Genomic DNA, 21,722 nt, shown 5'->3' with positions numbered 1-21,722 from the left:
GGGACGTAGTCGGTGCTCATACGGCGGCACCCTCCTCTTCGGAAGCGGCGTCGGAGTCGGCGGCGGTCTCGGCGGCGGCGGTCGGCTCGTAGGCGAGGACGGCCCGGTTGTCGGGGTGGAGCCGGGCCTTGGCGATGGCCTGGACCTCCTCGGCGGTGACGTCGAGGACCTTGGGGAGGGCGTCGTTGAGCAGCTCCGGGTCGCCGAACAGGACGGCGTAGCGGCACAGTTCGTCGGCCCGGCCGGCGACGGTGGTGAGCCGGTCGAGCCACTCGCGCTCGATCTGGGCCTGGGCGCGTTCGAGCTCCTCGGCGGTGGGGCCCTCGGCGGCGAAGCGGGCGAGCTCCTCGTCGACGGCGGTGCCGATCTGCTCGATGGTGGCGTCGCCGGAGGTCTTGACGTCGAGCCAGCCGAGGCTGGGTGCGCCGGCCAGCCGCAGCAGGCCGAAGCCGGCGGCGACGGCGGTGCGGTCGCGGCGGACCAGCCGGTTGTAGAGGCGGCTGGACTCGCCGCTGCCGAGGATGGTGAGGGCGAGGTCGGCGGCGTCGGCCTCGCGGGTGCCGTCGTGCGGAAGGCGGTAGGCGGCCATCAGGGCGCGGGAGGGGACGTCCTCGTGGACGTCCTCGCGGATCTCGCGGCCGATCGTCTCGGGGAGCTCGCCCGAGCGCGGGGGCTGCTTGCCGTCGTGCGCGGGGATGGAGCCGAAGTACTTCTCGACCCAGGCGACGGTCTGCTCGGGGTCGATGTCGCCGACGATCGAGAGGACCGCGTTGTTGGGCGCGTAGTACGTCCGGAAGAACGTGCGGGCGTCCTCCAGGGTGGCCGCGTCGAGGTCGGCCATGGAGCCGATCGGGGTGTGGTGGTACGGGTGGCCGTCGGGGAAGGAGAGCGCGGTGAGCTTCTCGAAGGCGGTGCCGTACGGGACGTTGTCGTAGCGCTGGCGGCGCTCGTTCTTGACGACGTCGCGCTGGTTCTCCATGGACGTCTCGTCGAGCGCGGCGAGCAGCGAGCCCATCCGGTCGGCCTCCAGCCAGAGCGCGAGCTCCAGCTGGTGGGCGGGCATGGTCTCGAAGTAGTTGGTGCGCTCGAAGCTGGTGGTGCCGTTGAGCGAGCCGCCGGCGCCCTGGACGAGCTCGAAGTGCCCGTTGTTGGTGACGTTGGCCGAGCCCTGGAACATCAGGTGCTCGAAGAGGTGGGCGAGGCCGGTGCGGCCCTTGACCTCGTGCCGGGAGCCCACGTCGTACCAGAGGCAGACGGCGGCGACCGGGGTCAGGTGGTCCTCGGAGAGGACTACGCGCAGGCCGTTGGCCAGGCGGTGCTCGGTGATGGCGATGCCTCGGCTGGAGGCGGGGGCCGGGTTGGCCATGCGCTCGGGTCCTTCCCGTCGTCGATGTCGGGGGTTCGTGTGGCGTCCCCCATTGTGGTGCAACGTGCGGGAGCCGTGTTCGTGTCCGCGCGGACGGGGCCGTTCGCCAGGGGCGGAAGAGGGCCGCTGACCGGGAGTGTCGGCCCGAGGGTCCACAATGGGGGCGCCGCGCCCTGTCGACGGCGCCCGGTTGACGGGTCCGGCGGCGGGACGGTGCGGAGACGAGCGACGACCGCCCCCCGGCGTTCGGCGACCGACCGAGACACAGCCAGCGACACGTAAGGGAGCCCCGCCGCGATGGCCCGCCGCAGTTCGCAGACCCCGCCGCCCGGAGACTTCGAGGAGCGGATCCTCGACGTCGACGTCGTGGACGAGATGCAGGGCTCCTTCCTGGAGTACGCCTACTCGGTGATCTACTCGCGTGCACTGCCCGACGCGCGGGACGGCCTGAAGCCGGTGCACCGCCGGATCCTGTACCAGGCCAACGAGATGGGCCTGCGCCCGGAGCGCGCGCACGTGAAGTGCGCCCGCGTGGTGGGCGAGGTGATGGGCCGGCTGCACCCGCACGGCGACCAGTCGATCTACGACTCGGTGGTGCGCATGGCGCAGCCGTTCTCGATGCGGCTGCCGCTGATCGACGGGCACGGCAACTTCGGTTCGCTGGGCAACGACGACCCGCCGGCCGCGATGCGCTACACCGAGTCGCGGCTGACGGCCGCCTCGATGGCGATGGTGGAGTCGATCCACGAGGACACCGTCGACTTCGGCCCCAACTACGACGGCAGCGAGCAGGAGCCGCTGGCGCTGCCGGCCGCGTTCCCCAACCTGCTGGTGAACGGCGCGACGGGCATCGCGGTCGGCATGGCGACGAACATGCCGCCGCACAACCTGTCCGAGGTGGTGGCCGCGGCCCGTCACCTGATCAAGCACCCGAACGCGGACCTGGACACGCTGATGCGGTTCGTGCCCGGTCCGGACCTGCCGACCGGCGGGCGGATCGTGGGCCTGTCGGGCATCCGGGACGCGTACGAGTCGGGCCGCGGCACGTTCAAGATCCGGGCGACGACGACGGTGGAGGCGGTGACGGCCCGCCGCAAGGGCATCGTGGTCACCGAGCTGCCGTACAACGTCGGCCCGGAGAAGGTCATCTCGAAGATCAAGGACCTGGTCAACGCGAAGAAGCTCCAGGGCATCGCGGACGTCAAGGACCTGACCGACCGCGAGCACGGGCTGCGGCTGGTCATCGAGGTGAAGAACGGCTTCGTGCCGGAGGCGCTGCTGGAGCAGCTGTACAAGCTGACGCCGCTGGAGGAGACCTTCGGCATCAACAACGTGGCGCTGGTGGACGGGCAGCCGCTGACGCTGGGGCTCAAGGAGCTGCTGGAGGTCTACGTCGACCACCGCTTCACCGTGGTGCGCCGGCGCAGCGACTTCCGCCGCCGCAAGCGCGAGGAGCGGCTGCACCTGGTCGAGGGCCTGCTGGTCGCGCTGCTCGACATCGACGAGGTCATCGCGATCATCCGGTCGAGTGACAACGCCCAGCAGGCGAAGGAACGCCTGATGGAGCACTTCTCGCTGTCGGAGACGCAGACCGCGTACATCCTGGACACCCCGCTGCGGCGGCTGACCCGCTTCGACCGGGTCGAGCTGGAGCAGGAGAAGGAGAAGCTGACCTCCGAGATCGCGGACCTGACCGAGATCCTGGAGTCGGACACCAAGCTGCGCAGCGTGGTGTCGTCCGAACTGGGCGCGGTGTCCAAGCAGTTCGGCACCGAGCGGCGCACGGTGCTGCTGGAGGCGGGGGCGGTGCCCTCGGCCGCGCTGGCGGTGCCGCTGGAGGTCGCGGACGACCCGTGCCGGGTGCTGCTGTCGTCGACGGGCCTGCTGGCGCGGACGGCGGACGGCGAGCCGTTCGAGGAGTCGGAGAAGCGGGCGAAGCACGACGTGATCGTCTCGGCGGTGCACGCGACGGCCCGGGCGGACGTCGGCGTGGTCACGTCCGCGGGCCGGGTGCTGCGACTGCCGGTAATCGACCTCCCGGCGCTGCCGCCGACACCGTCGCCGACGCTGGCGGGCGGGGCCGCGGTGGGCGAGTTCCTGCGGCTGGAGGACGGGGAGCGGGCGCTGGCGCTGACCACCCTGGACGAGTCCTCGCCGGGGCTGGCGCTGGGCACGCTGCAGGGCGTGGTGAAGCGGGTGGTGCCGGAGTGGCCGGCGAACAAGGACGAGTTCGAGGTGATCGCCCTCAAGGAGGGCGACGAGCTGGTGGGCGCGGTCGAACTGCGCACCGGCGAGGAGGACCTGGTCTTCATCGCCTCCGACGCCCAGCTGCTGCGCTACCCGGCCGGCCAGGTGCGTCCGCAGGGCCGCCCGGCGGGCGGCATGGCGGGCATCAAGCTGTCGGACGGCACGCGGGTGCTGTCCTTCACGGCGGTGGACCCGGCGGCGGACGCGGTGGTGGTCTCGGTGGCCACGGCCACGGGCACGCTCTCCGACGGCGAGCAGACCAGCTGGAAGGTCACCCCGTTCGAGCAGTACCCGCGCAAGGGCCGCGCCACCGGCGGCGTGCGCTGCCAGCGCTTCCTGCGCGGCGAGGACGCCCTGGCCTTCGCCTGGGCCGGCGCCGCCCCGGCCCGCGCCGCCACCGCCAAGGGCGCCCCGGTCGACCTGCCCGAGCGCGACCCGCGCCGCGACGGCTCCGGCACCCCGGTCACCACCCCGATCGCGGTGGTCGCCGGCCCGGCGTAGCGGCTCCCGCCCGAGCGGAGGGGCACCGGACATCGTCCGGTGCCCCTCCGCTTTTTCGTGCCCGCCCGGCCGGGATTGCGGAACGGCGATCTTCAATTCCCGGTCATGGCCTGAACTTTGCCCTCCCATGGGTTAGGTTCGCCGAACAGGTGCTCCACACCGCGTCACAATCCTTGGGGGGATGGGGAGTTGACCGATCAATTCAAGATCGACATGGACCGGATGAGAACGGTGTCCAAGCAACTCGACGAATGCGCCAAGCGCATGAAGACGGTCGCCAAGAGCCTGGAGAACGCCGGAATCGCCCGCCAGACCGGCAACGCGTGGCTCGACTCGGCATGCCTGGGCTTCGAACGCCACTGGCACGGAGCGATGGGTCGGATGGGCAAGCTGGCCCACAACCTCCACGAGGGCCTGGACGAATCACTCAAGGCCTACACGGACAACGAACAGGGCGTCGCGAAGGCCTACAGCGCAGCCGGCAGCAGGGACTGACTCCACCATGGGTGACAAGAACTGGCCGGGCCTCGGCTTCTGCCCAGCCCCGGGGGACCTGGCGGGCATCGCCAAGATGTACGCGGACGTCGACGCCGTAGCCCGGGAACTGGAAGAACTGCGGAGCGCACTCGCCGGCATCGGCTCCGACGGCGGCGCCTGGGAGGGCGAGGCGGCCCGCAAGTTCGCCGACAAGCTGGGCCAACTGCCCAAGTACCTCACCCAGGGCCACGAGTCGATGGCCGCCTGCTCGCGGGCCCTCAAGGCCTGGCACACCCAGCTCTCCGGCATGATCACCACCGGCCGCACGATGGAGGCCGAAGCCGTCGAGCTGCGCACGCGGCTGGCCGACACGGACGGCCAGGTCACCTCCCTCGGCAACACCCTGAAGGGCTACGCGCAGAACGGCGGGCAGACCGCCGACAACGTGATCAACCGCGCCCAGGCGCAGTTCGACGCGGCCCGGGAGGCCAGCACCCGCTGCCACCACCAGCTCGACGAGGTCATCAAGCGCGCCCACAAGCAGCTGGAGGACCACGGGCACAAGGCCGAGGCCGCCGCCAAGGCAATCGTGGAGGCGTCCCGTCACCACCCGCCGGACCCGGGCCTGTTCAAGCGGATGCTGGACAACGTGAAAAAGGCCTGGAACAAGTCGTTGGACTTCCTGTCCGACCATGCCGACATCCTGTCCATGATCTCGGCCGGACTGACGATCGCCGCGCTGTTCACCCCGTTCGGTCCGGTGCTGGTCGCCGGAGCCGTGCTGACGAGCGCGGGCGCGCTGAGCGGGCACGGCATCGCCAAGCTCCGTGGCAAGGACGTGTCGTGGATGACCCTCGGACTGGACTCGTTGGGCTTGATCCCCGGCTACGGGCTGGTCAAGGGCTTCGCCACCGCCGCCAAGGGAACCCGAGCCGCGAACGCCGGCGGCAGCGCGCTCGCCATGGCCAGGCTTCCGATGTCGACCAAGGCCGTCACCACGTGGATACCCAAAGGCGCGAGCTGGCTCAGCCAGTCGGAAAGAGCGCCCAATGTCGCCCGCGTCTTCTCGGACAAGGTCGCGTCCCGCTTGTCGGCGCTCGATCCCGCGAAGGTCACGGCCAGTGCGAAGGCGGCCTCGATCGTCTACGGCGCGTACAAGCAAGTGGACAAAGCAATCGAGAGAAGGGCGGCGGCGCAGCCCGTCGTGCTTCCCGGGCCGCTCGCGAGGCCCGCAGTCCGGCCGGCGTCCGCCCCGTTCCTGAACGCCGTCGGCTGAGAGGAGAGACCCATGGCCAAGGACCTCCATGCCACGCTCCCCGTCGAGGGCGGACGGATCGCCTCGGTGCCCGAAGTGGCCGAGGCCGCGCGACGGGCCGAAACGCTCTACGGAATCAACCTGCTGCACGACTACGTGGCCCGCGATGTGGTGACCAAGCACCTGCGGATGCGGAACCAGCAGGACTGGTACTCCGAACTGGCCGGCCTGTTCATCATCGGGGGAATCGCGGGTGCCGTGTTCTTCGGCGCATCGATGAGTTCGCCGGCCGAGGGACGACAGGTGGCCGGCCTGGTGGCGGCCGTCCTTGCGATCCCCGTCGGCATCTGGATCGGGATCCGCGGCATGTCCTGGGAGGCGGAGAAGAAGACCGCCTCCGTGCACTTCACCACGTACGTGGGCCTGTTGAACCGGGCACGGGGAGCCGGTCTGACGGTCACGATCCCCCCCGAGTGGGGAGTCGCCGCCGAGCGGGCCTCGTGGGAGGAAGGCGCGACCGCTCCACCACAGCCGCCGGCCGCCCGGGGCACGTCCTCCACCAGTCCGGCTCCCCCGCAGCCGGCCGCGACACAGCCGACCTCGTGGTGGCCGGCCGACGCCGTGATCGACCCGAAGTTCCCGGTACTGCCGACCGCAGCACTCGCGCGCCACTGGGCCCTGGCCGGCCGGGCCCGCGAACTCAGTGCTCCGCACGGCGTCGACTTCCTAGACGAACAGGCGGTCCGGGGACTGCTCACCGCCGTGCAGCGGTCCCGCCGGTGGATCAGCCTCTGGGGCAGGACGTTCCTCCTCACCGTGGTCGCCGGCATGGTCGTCGCTCCCATGGGCATGGACCCCGCCGGTGCCGAGTACCGCCGACAGCTCGTCTCCCTGGGGACGGGCCTGATCGCCATCGGCTTGCTCGCTGCAGTCCCCGCGCTGAGGGAGCTCTGGACCTGGCGCCGCTCCGGCCTGCGCGAGCGTGCCGACGCCTACCTCGACCTGCTGATCGAGGCCCGTACGTACGGCGTCCCGGTCCCCGTCCCGCCGTCCTGGCTGGACACCCGCAACCGCATCCGCAAGCCCGCATGACCTCAGTGGAAGGCTCCCGATGTCCGGCACTCAGACAGCCGACCGCCCCGATCCCGCTGAGGACGCACCACTCCAGATCCGCTTCATCGTCCCGCCCGCCTTCCACCAGGTACCCGTGTTCGGCACCGAGGAACAGGTGGCGGAGGAGCTCTGGGAAATGGTCTGCGAGGTACTGGCCTCCCGGTCCGAGGAGGACCGGGCCGCCTGGGCCATGACGCTGGCCGGGCTGATCCCGTCGATGGCCGAGGCCGGGGTGATCCACGCCGGGATGTGCCTGGTGGACGTGGACGGCCGTCCGAGCATGGCCACGATTACCGCCTCGCTGTGCCCCTTGGAGGGCACCGACTACCCCGGCGCGGTGGACTTCCTGCTCACCCGGCTGGCCCTGTCCCGTCCGGAGGCGGAGGTGACCGCGGTCGAGCTGCCGGCCGGGCGGGCCGTCGCGGTGATCGACGCGGTGGCGACCACGGTGGACGACGGGTCGACCCCGCTCGACGGCCTGGCGGTCCCGCTCGTCGACGGGGTGCTGACCACCTCGGTGATCCAGGTGCACCTGCCGCTGCCGAACGAGTCGCAGCTGCTCTCGCTGGAGCTGAGCACCCCGTGCCCGGAGGACTGGGTGCTGTACTCGGAGCTGTTCGCGGACGTCGTCCGCAGCATCCACCTGGAGTTCGCCGACCTCCCGACCGTCTCCGAGCCGATGTACGACACGGTGGACGAGGAGGTCGCGCAGCGGGTGAAGGCCGCCTTCGGGTGATCGAGTGAGGGTGATCAGCTGAGGGTAGCCTTGCCGGCGTGAGCACTTGTGCGACCGTGTCGCGTGAACTTTCGGAGCCGCTGGCCGCGACGGCGGCGGTGGCGAGCACCTGGCTGCTGGTGGAGCAGAACGGGCCGTGGGGCGCGAAGGCGCTGGGCGAGAGCCATCTGGACGCGGCGGTGGGGCGGGCGCTGGAGGCGGCCGCGGCCGGGACGGGCGTGCGGGTGGCGCTGATCCGCCGGCCCGGGCGGCATGCCGACTGCCTGCCGACCCCGCGCCACGAGGTGCTCGTGGCGCACACGGTGCCGGGCCGCGACTGGGTGCGCCGGGCGGCGGTGGCGGATCCGGCGGAGCTGCTGGGCCTGGACTTCGCGGCGCTGGGCGCCGGGGACCACACCGGCTTCGGTGCGGAGCACGTCGGCGGCCCGGTGGCCCTGGTGTGCACCAACGGGCGGCGGGACCGCTGCTGCGCGCTGCTGGGCCGTCCGCTCGCGGCGGAGCTGGCGGCGGCCGGGCACAGCGAGGTGTGGGAGGTCACCCACCTGGGCGGGCACCGCTTCTCCCCCACGATGCTGGTGCTGCCGTACGGCTACGCGTACGGGCGGCTGACGCCGGAGACCGCCAAGGAGGTGCTGGCGGCGACGGCGGCCGGGCACACGGTGCCGGAGTGGTCGCGCGGCTGTTCGGGCTGGGAGCGTCCGGGCCAGGCGGCCGAGCACGCGGTGCGGCTGGCGACCGGCGAGACCGGGGTGGACGCGTTGACGCTCGTCCAGCGGCCGGACGGTGAGCGCCGCTGGCTGGTGACGGTGCTGCACCGGGACGGCCGGTCCTGGGAGGTGGACGTGATCGAGACGGTGAGCGAGCCGGCGCGGCCGGAGAGCTGCGGCAAGGCGGCGGGGACGCCGTCGCGGATGGACGTGCTGTCCGTCCGAGGGGTCTGACGCACAACGGTCCCGCGCCCGTGGGGGTGGGCGCGGGACCGCTGTCAGCGGCGGGGCTCAGCCGGCGGCCTTGGCGACGAACTCCGTGGTGTAGGTCTTCGCCAGGTCGATCGACCCCTCCTTGCCCTTCACGTCCGGGTGGAACGCGGCGAGCACCGAGAGCACCGTCTTCGGCCCGTCGGCCGGCATCACGCCGTCCGTGGTGAACATCGGCAGCGTCGCCTTGATCGCCGCCGCGTACTGCTCGGCGCCGCCCTGGGCGTAGTCGGCGGGCATCTTCGCGGCGATCTCCTCGGGGCTGTGGGTGGACATCCACGTGAGGGTCTTCACGAAGGCGTTGGCGAGCTTCTGGGTGGTGTCCTTGTTCTTCTCCACCCAGTCGGTGTTCATGTACAGCGACGAGGACGGGTAGAGCCCGCCGAGCGCCTCGCGCGAGCCCTCGGGGGTGCGCATGTCGTAGAGGACCTTGCCGAGGCCCTTGTCCAGGACGGCGGCGACGGTCGGGTCGGTGGTCATCCCGGCGTCGATGCTGCCCTGCTGGAGCGCGGCGATGAAGGTCTGGCCGGCGCCGACCGCGATCGGGCTGAACTCGCTGACGGCGGTGCCGTTCTTGACCGCGAGGTACTTGGTGAGGAAGTCGGTCGAGGAGCCGAGGCTGGTGACGCCGAGCTTCTTCCCCTTGAAGTCGGCGCCGGACCTGATCGCGTCGGCCTGCTTGCTGGAGACCACCTCGACCTCGCCGGGCGCCTGGGCGAACTGCACCACGGACTCGACCTTCTTGCCCTTGGCCTGGAGGTCGATGGTGTGGTCGTAGAAGCCGACGGCGCCCTGGACGTCCCCGGCGAGCAGCGCGGTGGTGGCGTTGACGCCGGCCGGTTCGGTCATCAGCTCGACGTTGACGCCGGCCTCGGCGAAGTAGCCGAGCCGCTGGGTGAGCATCGCGGGCAGGTAGATGACCTTGTCCAGGCCACCGACCATGATCTTGACCTTGGGTCCGTCGACCTGCTGCCCGGCGGGGGCGGCGACCGCGCCGTGTCCGGCGGTGGCGGCGTCGTTGGCGCAGGCGGAGAGCGGGAGGAGCAGGAGGGCGGCGAGGGCGGCGGCAGCCGTTCTGCGCATGGGTGGGGGCCTCTCTTCGTACGGGCGGGGGAGGTTCAGCGGCCGTCGCCCGCGTCGGCGGGCTTCCAGCGGAACAGCTTCTTCTCGGCGAAGGTCAGCAGCCCCTCGGTGAGCAGCGCGACGACGGCGAGGATGGTCATGGCCGCGTACACGCCGGCCGCGTTGAAGGTGCCCTGGGCGGCCGCGACGAGCAGGCCGAGGCCCTTGGTGGCGCCGATGTACTCGCCGACGATGGCGCCGATCAGCGCGAAGCCGAAGCTGACGTGCAGGCTGGTGAAGATCCAGGTGGTGGCGGCGGGGATGACCACCTGGAGGGTGACCCTGCGGTTGTCGGCGCCCAGGATGCGGGCGTTGGCGACGAGGTTGCGGTCGACCTCGCGGGCGCCCTGGAAGGCGTTGAAGAACACCGGGAAGAACACCAGCACCACCGCGGAGGCGACCTTGGAGGCCGGGCCGAGGCCGAACCAGATCAGGAAGATCGGCGCGAGCACGATCCGCGGGATCGCGTTGAGCACCTTGATGTACGGCCCGAACACGTCGGCCAGGAAGCGGATCCGGCCGAGCGCGATGCCCAGCAGCACGCCGCCGATGACGCCGATCACCCAGCCGGCGAGGGCCTCGTACAGGGTGTAGCCGATCTGCTCGCCGAGCGAGCCCTGCGCGGTGCCGTGGGTGACCCACTGCCAGATCTGGTCCCAGATCCTCGACGGCTGGGAGAAGTTGAACGGGTCGATGACGTCGGTGCGGGCGCAGACCTCCCAGAGCCCGAGGAAGGCGAGCAGCACCGCGACCCGGGCGCCGTAGACGACCAACCGGCGGTTGCGGGCGGCCCGTTCGCGGGCCTCGGTCCTCGTCGTGACGGCCGGGGGCTTCCCGGCGCCGGCCGGCGCGGCTCCCGGCGCGGCTCCCGACACGGCTCCCGACACGGACTCGGGCACGGAATCGGACGCGGTCTCAAGCGGCACGACCCGCTCCTCTCTCCCGGGTGATGCGCACCTCTTCGCCGAGCGAGGCCCAGATCTCGCGGTACAGCTCGACGAACCTCGGTTCCAGCCGGACGGCCTCCACGGTGCGCGGGCGCGGCAGGTCGACGGTGAAGACCTCCTTGACGGTGGCCGGTCCGGCCGTCATGACGACGACCCGGTCGGCGAGCGCGATGGCCTCGTCCAGGTCGTGGGTGACGAAGACGACCGACGAGCCGGTACCGGCCCACAGCTCCAGCAGCTGGTCCGACATCAGGGCCCGGGTCTGCACGTCCAGGGCCGAGAACGGCTCGTCCATCAGCAGGATCGCCGGGTCGTTGACGAAGGTCTGGGCGAGCGCGACGCGCTTGCGCATGCCGCCGGACAGCTGGTGCGGGTAGCGGTCCTCGAAGGCGGCCAGGCCGACCCGGCCGAGCCAGTCCCGGGCCCGTTCCCTGGCCTCGGCGGCGGGCACGCCGCGGAAGCGCGGGCCGGCCATCACGTTGGACAGGACGGTGCGCCAGGGGAAGACGGCGTCCTGCTGGAAGACGAACCCGACCTTGGGGTCGATCCCGCGCACGGGCTCGCCGTACACCCGGACCTCGCCCTCGGTGGGCTCCTCCAGGCCGCTGACCAGGGTCAGCGTGGTGGACTTGCCGCAGCCGGTGGGGCCGACGACGGCGACGAACTCGCCCTGGGCGACGGTCAGATCGAGATCGCGGACGGCGGTGTGCAACGCCCCCGAGGGGGTGCGGAAGCGTTTGGTCGCGCCGGTCAGCTCGATCGCCGGGGTCTCGGTCATGCATTCCTCCCGGTTCTGTGCTTGCCCCGGAAAGGTAGGAGCGGGCCCGGCCCCGGCGGGAGCCTTCTTCGCGTAGTGCGACTTCTCCGCATAGAGGGGTGTTCTGCTCGTTTTGCTTGCGCTACAACTGCGGGGACGCGGCTGACAGAAACAGCGCGGAAACATAGGGTGTCCCGACCCACCCCACCGGAGGCGCCCCCCACCCCGCCCCCCGCTCCCATCCCCGCTCCCGGACATCCGATTCCCCCGCAGCCGCCGAGAGGAGGCCCGGATGAAGCTCGCCCGCCGGCCCCGCCGGGTCTTCGCCCAACTGCTGCTGAGCCAGACCGTCGTCACCGTCGGTGTCACCGCCGTGACCGCCGGGCTGTTCCTGGCCCCGGTCAGCAGCGAGCTGGACCACGACGCGATGCAGCGGGCGCTGTCGATCGCCCAGGCCACCGCCACCGACGAGAACATCGCCCGGGCCGCCGCCGGCCGCGACGTGGTGGCCGCGCAGCGCAACGCCGAGCAGATCCGGCTGGCCACCGGCGCCAGCTTCGTCGTGGTCACCGACCTGGACGGCATCCGGCTCTCGCACACCGACCCGGGCCGGATCGGCCAGCGGGTCAGCACCGACCCGGAGCCCGCCCTCAGCGGCCGCAGCGTCACCGCCATCCAGCAGGGCACCCTGGGCCGCACCGCCCGGGGCAAGGTGCCGCTGCGGATGGCGGACGGCCGGATCGTCGGCGAGGTCTCGGTCGGCATCAGCGACGACTCGATCCGCCGCCGGCTGCTGAAGATGCTCACCGGGATCCTGCTGTGCGCGGGCGCCGGCCTCGCCGCCGGGACGCTCGCCACCCTCCTCCTGGCCCGCCGCCTCAAGCGCCGCACCCACAACATCGCGCTGGCCGACATCTCCGCGCTGCTGGTGGAGCGGGAGGCGATGCTGCACGGCATCCGCGAGGGCATGGTGGCGCTGGACGAGCACGGCCGGATCCGGCTGGCCAACGACGAGGCGTTCCGGCTGCTCGGCCTGCCCGAGGACTGCGCCGGCCGCCCGATCGGCGCGGTGCTGCCGCCGGGCCGGCTGGCGGACGTGCTCGCCGGGCGGATCGCCGGCGCCGACCTGCCGGCCGTCCGGGACGACCGGGTGCTGGTGGTCAACCGGACGGCCACGCCCGAGGGCGGCGCGGTGGTGACCCTGCGGGACCGCACCGAGCTGGAGTCGCTGGTCCGCGAGCTGGACACCACCCGCAGCCTGACCGAGGCGCTGCGGGCCCAGGACCACGAGCACGCCAACCGGATGCACACCCTGCTGGGCCTGCTGGAACTGGGCCGTCACGAGCAGGCGGTGGCGTTCATCTCGGAGCAGTCCGGCTCGCACGCGGTGGTCGCGGCGCGGATCGCCGAGCAGGTGCAGGACCCGCACGTGGCGGCGCTGCTGGCGGGCAAGAGCGCGGTGGCGGGCGAGCGCGGGGTGCGGCTGGCGCTGGCCCCGGCGGCGCACCTGCCGGACGCGGTGGTGGACGCCCGGGCGCTGGTGACGGTGCTCGGCAACCTGATCGACAACGCGGTGGACGCGCTGGCCGCGGGTGGCGGGGGCCGGGTGGAGGTGAGCCTGGCGGCGGCCGGCCCAACGCTGCTGCTGCAGGTCGCGGACAGCGGCCCGGGCGTGCCGGAGGAGCTGCGCGAGCAGGTCTTCGAAGAGGGGTGGAGCAGCAAGGACGCGCCCGCGCACCGTCCACGCGGGCTGGGGCTGGCGATGGTGCGGCGGCTGGTCGAACGGACCGGCGGCCGGATCGTGCTCGACACCGGGCCGCTCGGCGGTGCCCGGTTCACCGTCGAGCTGCCCGAGGCCCTGCTCACCACCCAGCTCGTGGAGGCGTGATGATCGACGTACTCGTGGTGGACGACGACTTCCGGGTCGCGGACGTGCACGCCGCCTACGTGGCCAAGGTCCCCGGCTTCCGGGTGACCGGCACCGCGCACTCGGCCGGGGAGGCACTGGCCGCCCTGGAGCGCCGACCGGTGGACCTGCTGCTGCTCGACCACCACCTGCCGGACGAGACCGGCCTGGCCCTGGTGCGCCGGCTGCGGGAACGCCAGGTGGCCTGCGACGTGATGATGGTGACGGCCGCCCGGGACGTGTCGACGGTGCACGCCGCGATGCAGCACGGCGCGCTCCAGTACCTGGTCAAACCGTTCACCTTCGCCGGGCTGCGGGAGAAGCTGGTGGCGTACGCGCAGCTGCGGCACGCGCTCGCCGCGCCGGCCCGGGAGGCCGGCCAGGACGAGGTGGACCGGCTGTTCGCGACCCTGCGCAGCGCCGCCGCCCCGGCCGGGCCGCTTCCCAAGGGCCACTCGGCGCCCACCACCGACCTGGTGATGGGCGTCCTGCGCCGGGCCGGCCGGCCGCTCTCCGCCCAGGAGGTCGCCGACGCCACCGGGCTGAGCCGCTCCACCGCGCAGCGCTACCTCAAGCAGCTGGAACGGGACAGCCGGCTGCGGCTGACCCTGCGGTACGGCGACACCGGCCGCCCGGAGCACCGCTACGGCCTGGCGGCACGGGCGTAGCCGTTCCGGTCAGGGCCGATGACCGCCGGACCGGGCCCGGACAGGGGGGAACCCCGGCGGCCCCAGGCCCGCCGGGGTTCCCCGGGCGCGACGGCTCAGGCCGCGCCCGCACCGGTGAGAGCGCGTACCTCCAGCTCGGCGAACCGGTCCGGGTCGGCGGGCTCGGACGAGGTGACCGTCCCGAGCCACCCGGCGAGGAAGCCGAGCGGGATGGAGACGAGGCCCGGGTTCTCCAGCGGGAACCAGTGGAAGTCGAGGCCGGGGAAGAGCGCCTCGTGGGAGCCGGACACCACCGGCGAGAAGAACACCAGCACGATCGCCGGGACCAGCCCGCCGTACACCGCCCAGACCGCGCCGCGGGCGGTGAACCGCGACCAGAACAGGCTGTACAGCAGCACCGGCAGGTTCGACGAGGCCGCGACGGCGAAGGCCAGGCCGACCAGGAAGGCGACGTTCAGCTGCTGGGCGAAGAGGCTGATCACGATCGCCGTCGCACCGATCCCTGCGGCGGCGAACCGGGCGACCACCACCTCCTGCTGCTCGCTGATCCCGGACACCGACTCCTCCGACCGGGAGGCCGGGACGGTCTCACCCCGACGACGGCGGCCGCGACCGTTCTTCGCCTGCTCGCGGGCGGGCCGGGCGCGCCAGGCGCCGGCCCAGACGTCGTGGGCGAAGGCCGCCGAGGAGGCCAGGGTGAGCCCGGCGACCACGGCGAGGATGGTGGCGAAGGCGATCGCCGAGATCAGGGCGAACAGCACCACCCCGCCGGTGCTGCCGTTGCCGCCGCCGAGCACCAGGGCGAGCAGCGGAACGGCGGTGTTCCCGGCCGAGTTGGCGTGCCGCACCTCGGCCGAGCCGATCAGCGCGGTGGCGCCGAGGCCGAGCACGATGGCCATCAGGTAGAAGCTGCCGACCAGGCCGATCGCCCACATCGTGGAGCGGCGGGCGGCCCGCGCGGTGGGCACCGTGTAGAAGCGGGACAGGATGTGCGGCAGGCCCGCGGTGCCGAGCACCAGGGCGAGGCCGAGGCTGACGAAGTCCAGCCGGCTGGTGAGGCTGCCGCCGTACTTGAGCCCGGGCTCCAGGTAGCGGTGCCCGGCACCGCTGTGGTCGGCGGCCTGGCGCATCAGCTCGCCGAGGTCCCCGTGGAAGCGGACCACCAGCAGCACCGTCAGCAGCACCGAACCGCCGGTCAGCAGGAAGGCCTTGATGATCTGGATCCAGGTGGTGGCCCGCATCCCGCCGATGGTGACGTAGACGATCATCAGGGCGCCGACCGCGATGATGGTCCAGGTGCGGGCGTGCGGGCTGCCGGTGCCGAGCAGCAGGGCGACCAGCGAACCGGCGCCGACCATCTGGGCCACCAGGTAGAGCAGGGTGACCACGACGCTGGCGCCGCCGGCCGCGGCGCGCACCTTGCGGCGGCGCAGCCGCAGCGCGAGCACGTCGGCGAGGGTGTACCGGCCGGCGTTGCGGACGAGCTCGGCGACCAGCATCAGCACGACCAGCCAGGCGACCAGGAAGCCGATGCTGTAGAGCACGCCGTCGTAGCCGTAGAGCGCGATCAGCCCGGCGACGCCCAGGAAGGAGGCCGCGGACAGGTAGTCGCCGGAGAGCGCGAAGCCGTTCTGCAGCGGGGTGAAGTCGCGGCCGCCGGCGAAGAAGTCCTCGGCGGCGTTGCCCTGGCGGCCGACCCAGAGGGTGACCCCCAGGGTGACCAGGACGACGACAGCGAACAGCGCGATGGCGAGCGAGTGGTGGTCGCCGGTGGGGGCGACCGGGGGCGGGGTGGCGGTCGACACCACGGTCCGCGCGGCGGTCCTCACGGCGGCCACGGCCGCGTCGGTGGGCACGGTGGCCATCAGGGTCGTCATCGCAGCTGGTCCTGGGTGTCCCAGCGCAGGCCCAGGGCGGCGCGGTCGCGCTTGGTCCGGGCGTTGCGGGCGTAGAGCCAGGCGAGCAGGAAGGTCGAGGCGAACTGCAGAAGTCCCAGCAGCCAGGCCACGTTGAGCGGGCCGGCCACCGCGCGGCGCATCAGGTCGGGGGCACCGGCCTGGGCGGCGACGTACAGCAGGTACCAGGCGAGGAAGCCGCCGGTGATGGGGAAGACGAAGGTCCGGTAGCTGCGGCGGATCTGCCGGAAGGCCGCGCTGGCCTGGACCTCCCGGTAGACCTCGGTCCGGTCGGCGACCGGTTCCTCGTCTCGTGGCGCGAGGGACCCGAGGGGTGCGTGCGGTGCGGCCGGGGCCGCTTGGTCGACGGGGGTGCTCTGGGCGAACGGCTCGACGGCGGGCCCGTGGATCGGTGCGCCGACGGCCACAGGCTCGCCGACTGCCTCTGCCGACCGGTCCGGACGGGTGTGCTCCGTACGGATGGGGCCCGACTGCGCCGGTACCGCCGACCGGCGGTGCGCAGCCGATGGCTCGGCGGGCTCAACGGGGGTGCCGGCGGCCGGAGCGGCCCACCAGTCGAATCGCTGCCCCTGGCCGGGGCTGCTCGTCTGCTGCTGTGGCACTGATGCTCCTGGACGGCCGGATGTTCTGACCCGAACCATGATGGCGGCCCTAGGACAACGCCTCTGACCATCGCAGATACGTTCACTCGATGAGGTGATCGATCATCCGACAGACACTCATCGGACTACTGCTGCGTCCCGGTGATTCCGTGTCGGAAGGCGTAGGCGACCGCCTGAGCCCGGTCCCGTACCGCGGTCTTGGCGAACAGATTGTTGATGTGGGTCTTCACGGTGGCCTGGCTGACGAACAGCCGTTGGGCGATCTCCGCGTTGGACAGCCCCTGGGCGATCAGCGCCAGCACCTCGGCCTCCCGGACGGTCAGCCCGTCGGGCAGCTCCCCCGGCCGGCCGACCGGCGGCCCGGCGGCCGGCCCGGAGCCGCCGGGCTGCTCCGAAAGCCTTTCCAGCAACCGGAGTTGGATCTGCGGGGAGAGCCCGGCGGCGCCCGAGCGAACGTCCGCGATGGCCCGGGCGATCTCCTCGCCGCCGGCGTCCTTGGTGAGGTAGCCGCGCGCCCCGGCCTGGAGCGCCGGGAACAGCGATTCGTCGTCGGCGTAGGTGGTGAGCACCACCACCTCGGTCTCCGGGTGCGCCGTGCGGATCCGCCTCGTCGCCTCGACGCCGTCGCAGCGCGGCATCCGCAGATCCATCAGCACCACGTCCGGGTGATGACGCTCCACCAGGGCGACGGCCTCCTCCCCGTCCCCCGCCGCACCGACCACCTCGATGCCGGGCAGCAGCCCCAGCAGCATCACGATGCCCTCGCGCACCACCGTCTGGTCGTCCGCGACCAGCACCCTGATCGCCGGTTCCGTCATGCCGGCACCCGCAGCAGCACGCGCCACCCTCCGTCCTCCGGGCCCGCCAGCAGCGTGCCGCCGAGCAGTTCCGCGCGTTCGCGCATCCCCAGCAGACCGTACCCGCTGCCGCTGGCCGCCAGCTCCCCCGACGCCGGCTCGGCCGCGGACGGGCCGCGCGGCGGCCGGGTGTTGCGCACCTCCAGCTCCACCACGCCGTCCAGGTAGCGCAGTTCGACGGCGCAGCGGGCGCCGGACGCGTGCTTGCGGACGTTGGTCACCGCCTCCTGCGCGGTGCGCCGCACCGCGAGGGCGGCCTCGGCGGCGAGCGGCCGGGGCGTGCCGGTGACGGTGAGGGCGGCCCGCTCCCGCCCGGTCAGCTCCACCAGGAACTCCCCGACCGGGGTGAACTCCCCGCGCAGCGCGGACAGTGCCTGCCGGGTCTCGGCCAGCCCGTCCTGCGCCATCCGCCGGGCGGCGACGACCCGTTCGCGGACCTGCTCGCGGTCCGTCCCGGCGTCCAGCATCAGCCGGGCCGCCTCCAGGTGGACGAGCTGCGCGGAGAGGCTGTGGGCGAGCACGTCGTGGATCTCCCGGGCGATCCTGGCCCGTTCGGCGAGCGCCGCGCTCTCCGCCTCGGCGGCCCGGGCGGCCCGCTCCTGGGCGAGCAGCAGGCGGGCGGTGCCGCGCGCCTCGATGTCCAGCCGCAGCAGGAAGCCGACCAGGACGGACCCTCCGATGGTGGCGGCGATGCTGAGCCAGCTCGCCGGGGAGGCCGCCGTGTACGAGCCCAGCGCGACCGCCGCGGCGCACAGCGCGGGCGCGGGCGGCAACCGGATCAGGGCCGTCACGGCCAGCCCGATCCAGAGGAAGTCGGCCAGCGTGTAGGCCAGCCCCTGGTTGGCGAGCCAGCCCGCGCCGACCAGGGCGGCGGCCAGCAGGTACGAGGCCGCCGGGCGCTGCTCCCGGGTGACCCGCAGGTACCCCGCGCTGAGGGCGAAGGCCGCGGCCAGCCCGGCCGCCGCGGCGGCCGCGGCCCAGCCGGCGTACCGGCCCCCGGAGAAGGTCCCCCAGCCGACGACGACCACCAGGACGGTCCGGCCGAACACGGTGAGGACCCGCCGCGGCCGGCTCTCGTCCTCACGACCGATCCCTTCCCGGGACGGCCAGCGGGTCCAGTACCACCCGGCCACGGGGGCCTCCTCGATGCTCACGGCGGCGGGTCAGCGCAGTCCGGCGGCGGTCCGCGCGGGCTCCAGCGTGCGGGCCCTCCAGTTCACCACGACGGAGCGGACCAGCAGCAGGACCGCCATGCCCAGCAGCAGCGTGCTGCCCGCCTGGTGGACGTGCAGGGCCGAGCCGACCGCGTACAGGCCGATCCGGATGGCGATCATCCCGCACCAGGCGGCCACGGTGGCCTTGGTGCCCTTGACCAGGACGCCGCCGTCGGGGGCCCGCCAGATCCGTACGGTCCAGCCCCAGACCGTACCCATCGCGAGCACGGCGACGAGGCCGGCGACCAGCAGCGTGGCGGAGACCGCGCTGTGCTGGTGGTCGACGAGCTGCGGGTCGCGCAGCGCGAGCGCGCCCAGGACCAGCGGCAGCAGCCAGAACCGGCGCTCGGTGTCCAGCCGCTGGACGCGCATCTGGCGCTGGACCACCAGGACCACCACCGCGATGACCACGAGGATGTTGGCGATGGAACTCATCGGATTCTCCGTCCCGAGGAGAGGCTTCTTGCTGACCTCTCCGACGCTACGGATCCGGCGCTTCCCGCTGATCGGAGCCGGGGTGGAGCACGGGTGGAACCGGCGGCTCGAGGGCCCTCCACCCGTGGGTGGAGGGCCCTCGCGTCCGGCCGGGAATCAGGCGTCGATGCGGGAGCGGTCCAGGGTGGCCGCCGAATCCACGATGAACTCCTTACGCGGGGCGACGTCGTTGCCCATCAGCAGGTCGAAGATCCGCTCGGCCTGCTCCAGGTCGCCCAGGTTGATCCGGCGCAGCGTGCGGTGGCGCGGGTCCATGGTGGTCTCGGCCAGCTGGTCGGCGTCCATCTCGCCGAGGCCCTTGTAGCGCTGCACCGGCTCCTTCCAGCGCTGGTTCTTGCGCTGGAACTCCAGCAGCGTGGAGCGCAGTTCGGCGTCGGAGTAGGTGTAGTGGTACTTCTCCTGGCCGCGCTTGGGGCTGGTGAGCTCGATCCGGTGCAGCGGCGGCACGGCGGCGAAGACCCGGCCCTGCTCGACCATCGGCCGCATGTAGCGGTGGAACAGGGTGAGCAGCAGGGTGCGGATGTGCGAGCCGTCGACGTCGGCGTCGGCCATGAAGATGACCCGGCCGTAGCGGGCCTGGTCGATGTCGAAGGTGCGGCCGGAGCCGGCCCCTATCACCTGGATGATCGCGGCGCACTCGGCGTTCTTGAGCATGTCGCTCACGGACGCCTTCTGCACGTTGAGGATCTTGCCGCGGATCGGCAGCAGCGCCTGGAACTCGGAGTTGCGGGCGAGCTTGGCGGTGCCGAGCGCGGAGTCCCCCTCGACGATGAACAGTTCGCTGCGGTCGACGTCGTCGCTGCGGCAGTCGGCCAGCTTGGCGGGCAGCGAGCTGGTCTCCAGCGCGGTCTTGCGGCGCTGGGCCTCCTTGTGCTGCCGAGCGGCGACCCGGGTGCGGGCGGCCGCGACGACCTTGTCCAGCACGGCCCGGGCCTGGAGCTTCTGGTCCTTCTTGGCCGAGGTGAGGAAGGCCTTGAGCTCCTTGGCGACGACGGCGGCGACGATCCGGTTGGCCGCCGAGGTGCCGAGCACCTCCTTGGTCTGGCCCTCGAACTGCGGCTCGGCGAGCCGGACGGTGACGACGGCGGTGAGGCCCTCGGTGGCGTCGTCCTTGGTGATGTCGTCCTCGGCGACGCGCAGCAGCTTGCTCGCGCGCAGCGCCTCGTTGACCGTCTTGGCCAGCGAGCGCTCGAAGCCGGTGATGTGGGTGCCGCCCTTGGGGGTGGCGATGATGTTGACGAAGGAGCGCAGGGTGGTGTCGTAGCCGGCGCCCCAGCGCAGCGCGATGTCCACGCCGAGGTGGCGGGTGACCTCGGTGGGGGTCATGTGGCCGAGGTCGTCCAGGACCGGCACGGTCTCCTTGAAGGTGCCCTCGCCGCGCAGCCGCAGCACGTCGCAGACCGGCTTGTCGGGGGCCAGGAACTCGCAGAACTCGGCGATGCCGCCGTCGTAGCGGAAGACCGTCTCGTCGATCTGCTCGCTCTCGGTGAGCCGCTCGTCACGCACCACGATGGTCAGGCCGGGGACCAGGAAGGCGGTCTGCCGGGCGCGGCTGTGCAGCGTCTCCAGGGAGAGCTTGGCGTCCTTGAGGAAGATCTGCCGGTCGGCCCAGTAGCGGATCCGGGTGCCGGTGCGGGTCTTCGGCACCTTGCGGGTCCTGGTCAGGCCGTTTCCGGCCTCGAAGGGCGCGTCCGGGCTGGTCTCGGTGAAGATGCCGGGAGTGCCGCGGCGGAAGCTGATCGCGTGGGTGTGCCCGCTGCGGTCGACCTCGACGTCGAGGCGGGCGGAGAGCGCGTTGACGACCGAGGCGCCGACGCCGTGCAGACCGCCGGAGGCCGCGTAGGAGCCGCCGCCGAACTTGCCGCCGGCGTGCAGCTTGGTCATCACGACCTCGACGCCGGACAGCCCGGTCTTGGGCTCGACGTCGACCGGGATGCCGCGCCCGTTGTCCCGGACCTCGACCGAGGAGTCGGGGTGCAGCACGACGTCGATGCGGTCGCAGTAGCCGCCGAGCGCCTCGTCGACGGAGTTGTCGATGATCTCCCAGAGGCAGTGCATCAGACCGCGGCTGTCGGTCGAGCCGATGTACATGCCGGGGCGCTTGCGGACCGCCTCCAGGCCCTCCAGGACGAGCAGGTGCCGCGCGGTGTAGTTGGAACCGTCGTCGCCGGCCAGCAGCGCGGACGGCACGGTCGTTTCGGCACTCACGCGGCACTCTCCTCGGTGAAGATCTGTCTCATCGGTCACATCCGGACGCATCCGGACCAAACGCCAGTGCAGCACGCCGCACCGACACCCGTCGCCCTGCGTGCCCGAACCCGTGCGCCGGGTGCACAGCACGACGGACCGGCCCCGCGCAGCTTGTACGCGCTGCGCGAACAAGCACCGCACCCGGGTGTGGGCCCCGGGGGCGCCATCTCCTCCCGGTACCACCGGTCCTGGCGGATCGTGGGGCCCGGCGCAGGCTCCGGAACTGCCGTTATGCAGGCTACCGGGGCCCGGGACGGGGCTTATGCTCCAACCCGGCAGAGGATTATGCTACGCGGACCTCGCACCCGATCCCGAT

18 protein-coding genes are annotated in these 21,722 nt (G+C 72.4%); 8 read left to right on the top strand and 10 right to left on the bottom strand.

Going from position 1 to position 21,722, the window contains the following annotated elements; translation table 11 throughout:
• Positions 1-16: 16 nt before the first annotated feature.
• The gene (locus ACFVU7_RS37560) at positions 17-1,366 is read right to left on the bottom strand and encodes a M16 family metallopeptidase (RefSeq protein ID WP_388050169.1); all 1,350 of its coding nucleotides are present in this window, start codon (positions 1,364-1,366) and stop codon (positions 17-19) included.
• Between the two features lie 297 nt (positions 1,367-1,663).
• Here ACFVU7_RS37560 and ACFVU7_RS37555 point away from each other — a divergent pair, with 297 nt between their 5' ends.
• The 6 genes from ACFVU7_RS37555 to ACFVU7_RS37530 all read left to right on the top strand — a co-directional run bounded on the left by ACFVU7_RS37555 (position 1,664) and on the right by ACFVU7_RS37530 (position 8,636).
• Complete coding sequence (locus ACFVU7_RS37555; protein ID WP_074005662.1) at positions 1,664-4,114, top strand: DNA topoisomerase (ATP-hydrolyzing) subunit A; 2,451 nt, start codon at positions 1,664-1,666, stop codon at positions 4,112-4,114.
• 189 nt (positions 4,115-4,303) lie between these two features.
• Positions 4,304-4,609: a type VII secretion target gene (locus ACFVU7_RS37550; protein ID WP_107418945.1), complete on the top strand. Its 306-nt coding sequence runs from the start codon at positions 4,304-4,306 to the stop codon at positions 4,607-4,609.
• A gap of 7 nt (positions 4,610-4,616) precedes the next feature.
• The gene (locus tag ACFVU7_RS37545; protein WP_388050166.1) at positions 4,617-5,867 is read left to right on the top strand and encodes a hypothetical protein; all 1,251 of its coding nucleotides are present in this window, start codon (positions 4,617-4,619) and stop codon (positions 5,865-5,867) included.
• Between the two features lie 12 nt (positions 5,868-5,879).
• Positions 5,880-6,938, top strand: a complete 1,059-nt coding sequence (locus ACFVU7_RS37540; protein WP_388050163.1) for a hypothetical protein — start codon at positions 5,880-5,882, stop codon at positions 6,936-6,938.
• 19 nt (positions 6,939-6,957) lie between these two features.
• The gene (locus ACFVU7_RS37535) at positions 6,958-7,695 is read left to right on the top strand and encodes a hypothetical protein (protein ID WP_388050160.1); all 738 of its coding nucleotides are present in this window, start codon (positions 6,958-6,960) and stop codon (positions 7,693-7,695) included.
• A 38-nt stretch (positions 7,696-7,733) separates the two neighbouring features.
• The gene (locus tag ACFVU7_RS37530; protein ID WP_117489758.1) at positions 7,734-8,636 is read left to right on the top strand and encodes a sucrase ferredoxin; all 903 of its coding nucleotides are present in this window, start codon (positions 7,734-7,736) and stop codon (positions 8,634-8,636) included.
• A 57-nt stretch (positions 8,637-8,693) separates the two neighbouring features.
• On the opposite strand, the gene ACFVU7_RS37525 is transcribed toward ACFVU7_RS37530, so the two are convergent.
• The 3 genes from ACFVU7_RS37525 to ACFVU7_RS37515 are packed head-to-tail and all read right to left on the bottom strand — an operon-like array spanning position 8,694 to position 11,519.
• Positions 8,694-9,755, bottom strand: a complete 1,062-nt coding sequence (locus ACFVU7_RS37525) for an ABC transporter substrate-binding protein (protein ID WP_074005667.1) — start codon at positions 9,753-9,755, stop codon at positions 8,694-8,696.
• Positions 9,756-9,790: 35 nt separating this feature from the next.
• Entirely contained in the window at positions 9,791-10,720 is a 930-nt protein-coding gene (locus tag ACFVU7_RS37520; protein ID WP_380743594.1) for an ABC transporter permease, read from the bottom strand.
• Positions 10,710-11,519, bottom strand: coding sequence for an ABC transporter ATP-binding protein (locus ACFVU7_RS37515; RefSeq protein WP_049650781.1), 810 nt, complete (start codon positions 11,517-11,519; stop codon positions 10,710-10,712). Before ACFVU7_RS37515 ends, ACFVU7_RS37520 begins: the two co-directional genes overlap by 11 nt.
• 271 nt (positions 11,520-11,790) lie before the next feature.
• On the opposite strand from ACFVU7_RS37515, the gene ACFVU7_RS37510 reads away from it, so the two are divergent.
• Both ACFVU7_RS37510 and ACFVU7_RS37505 read left to right on the top strand, forming a co-directional pair.
• Positions 11,791-13,386, top strand: coding sequence for a sensor histidine kinase (locus tag ACFVU7_RS37510; protein ID WP_117489753.1), 1,596 nt, complete (start codon positions 11,791-11,793; stop codon positions 13,384-13,386).
• Entirely contained in the window at positions 13,386-14,072 is a 687-nt protein-coding gene (locus ACFVU7_RS37505; protein WP_049650784.1) for a response regulator, read from the top strand. Before ACFVU7_RS37510 ends, ACFVU7_RS37505 begins: the two co-directional genes overlap by 1 nt.
• 95 nt (positions 14,073-14,167) lie before the next feature.
• On the opposite strand, the gene ACFVU7_RS37500 is transcribed toward ACFVU7_RS37505, so the two are convergent.
• The 6 genes from ACFVU7_RS37500 to ACFVU7_RS37475 all read right to left on the bottom strand — a co-directional run bounded on the left by ACFVU7_RS37500 (position 14,168) and on the right by ACFVU7_RS37475 (position 21,364).
• On the bottom strand, positions 14,168-15,949 hold the full coding sequence (locus ACFVU7_RS37500; protein ID WP_234348313.1) for a cation acetate symporter: 1,782 nt from the start codon (positions 15,947-15,949) through the stop codon (positions 14,168-14,170).
• Positions 15,946-16,395 (bottom strand): DUF485 domain-containing protein, encoded by a 450-nt coding sequence (locus ACFVU7_RS37495; protein ID WP_181970691.1) that lies wholly within the window; start codon positions 16,393-16,395, stop codon positions 15,946-15,948. Before ACFVU7_RS37495 ends, ACFVU7_RS37500 begins: the two co-directional genes overlap by 4 nt.
• A 320-nt stretch (positions 16,396-16,715) precedes the next feature.
• Complete coding sequence (locus ACFVU7_RS37490) at positions 16,716-17,408, bottom strand: response regulator transcription factor (protein ID WP_049650785.1); 693 nt, start codon at positions 17,406-17,408, stop codon at positions 16,716-16,718.
• A complete protein-coding gene (locus ACFVU7_RS37485; RefSeq protein ID WP_388050155.1) occupies positions 17,405-18,601 on the bottom strand; it encodes a sensor histidine kinase in 1,197 nt (398 codons plus the stop codon). The genes ACFVU7_RS37490 and ACFVU7_RS37485 overlap by 4 nt, the downstream gene beginning before the upstream one ends.
• A gap of 9 nt (positions 18,602-18,610) precedes the next feature.
• Positions 18,611-19,096, bottom strand: a complete 486-nt coding sequence (locus ACFVU7_RS37480) for a DUF1453 domain-containing protein (protein ID WP_388050152.1) — start codon at positions 19,094-19,096, stop codon at positions 18,611-18,613.
• Between the two features lie 156 nt (positions 19,097-19,252).
• Complete coding sequence (locus ACFVU7_RS37475) at positions 19,253-21,364, bottom strand: type IIA DNA topoisomerase subunit B (RefSeq protein WP_049650787.1); 2,112 nt, start codon at positions 21,362-21,364, stop codon at positions 19,253-19,255.
• Positions 21,365-21,722: the final 358 nt, after the last annotated feature.

The sequence above is a fragment of the Kitasatospora sp. NPDC058046 genome, from assembly GCF_042885595.1.
Taxonomy (GTDB): domain Bacteria; phylum Actinomycetota; class Actinomycetes; order Streptomycetales; family Streptomycetaceae; genus Kitasatospora.
The sequence above is the reverse complement of the archived record's forward strand: the minus strand, read 5'-3'. Positions and strand labels throughout refer to the sequence as shown.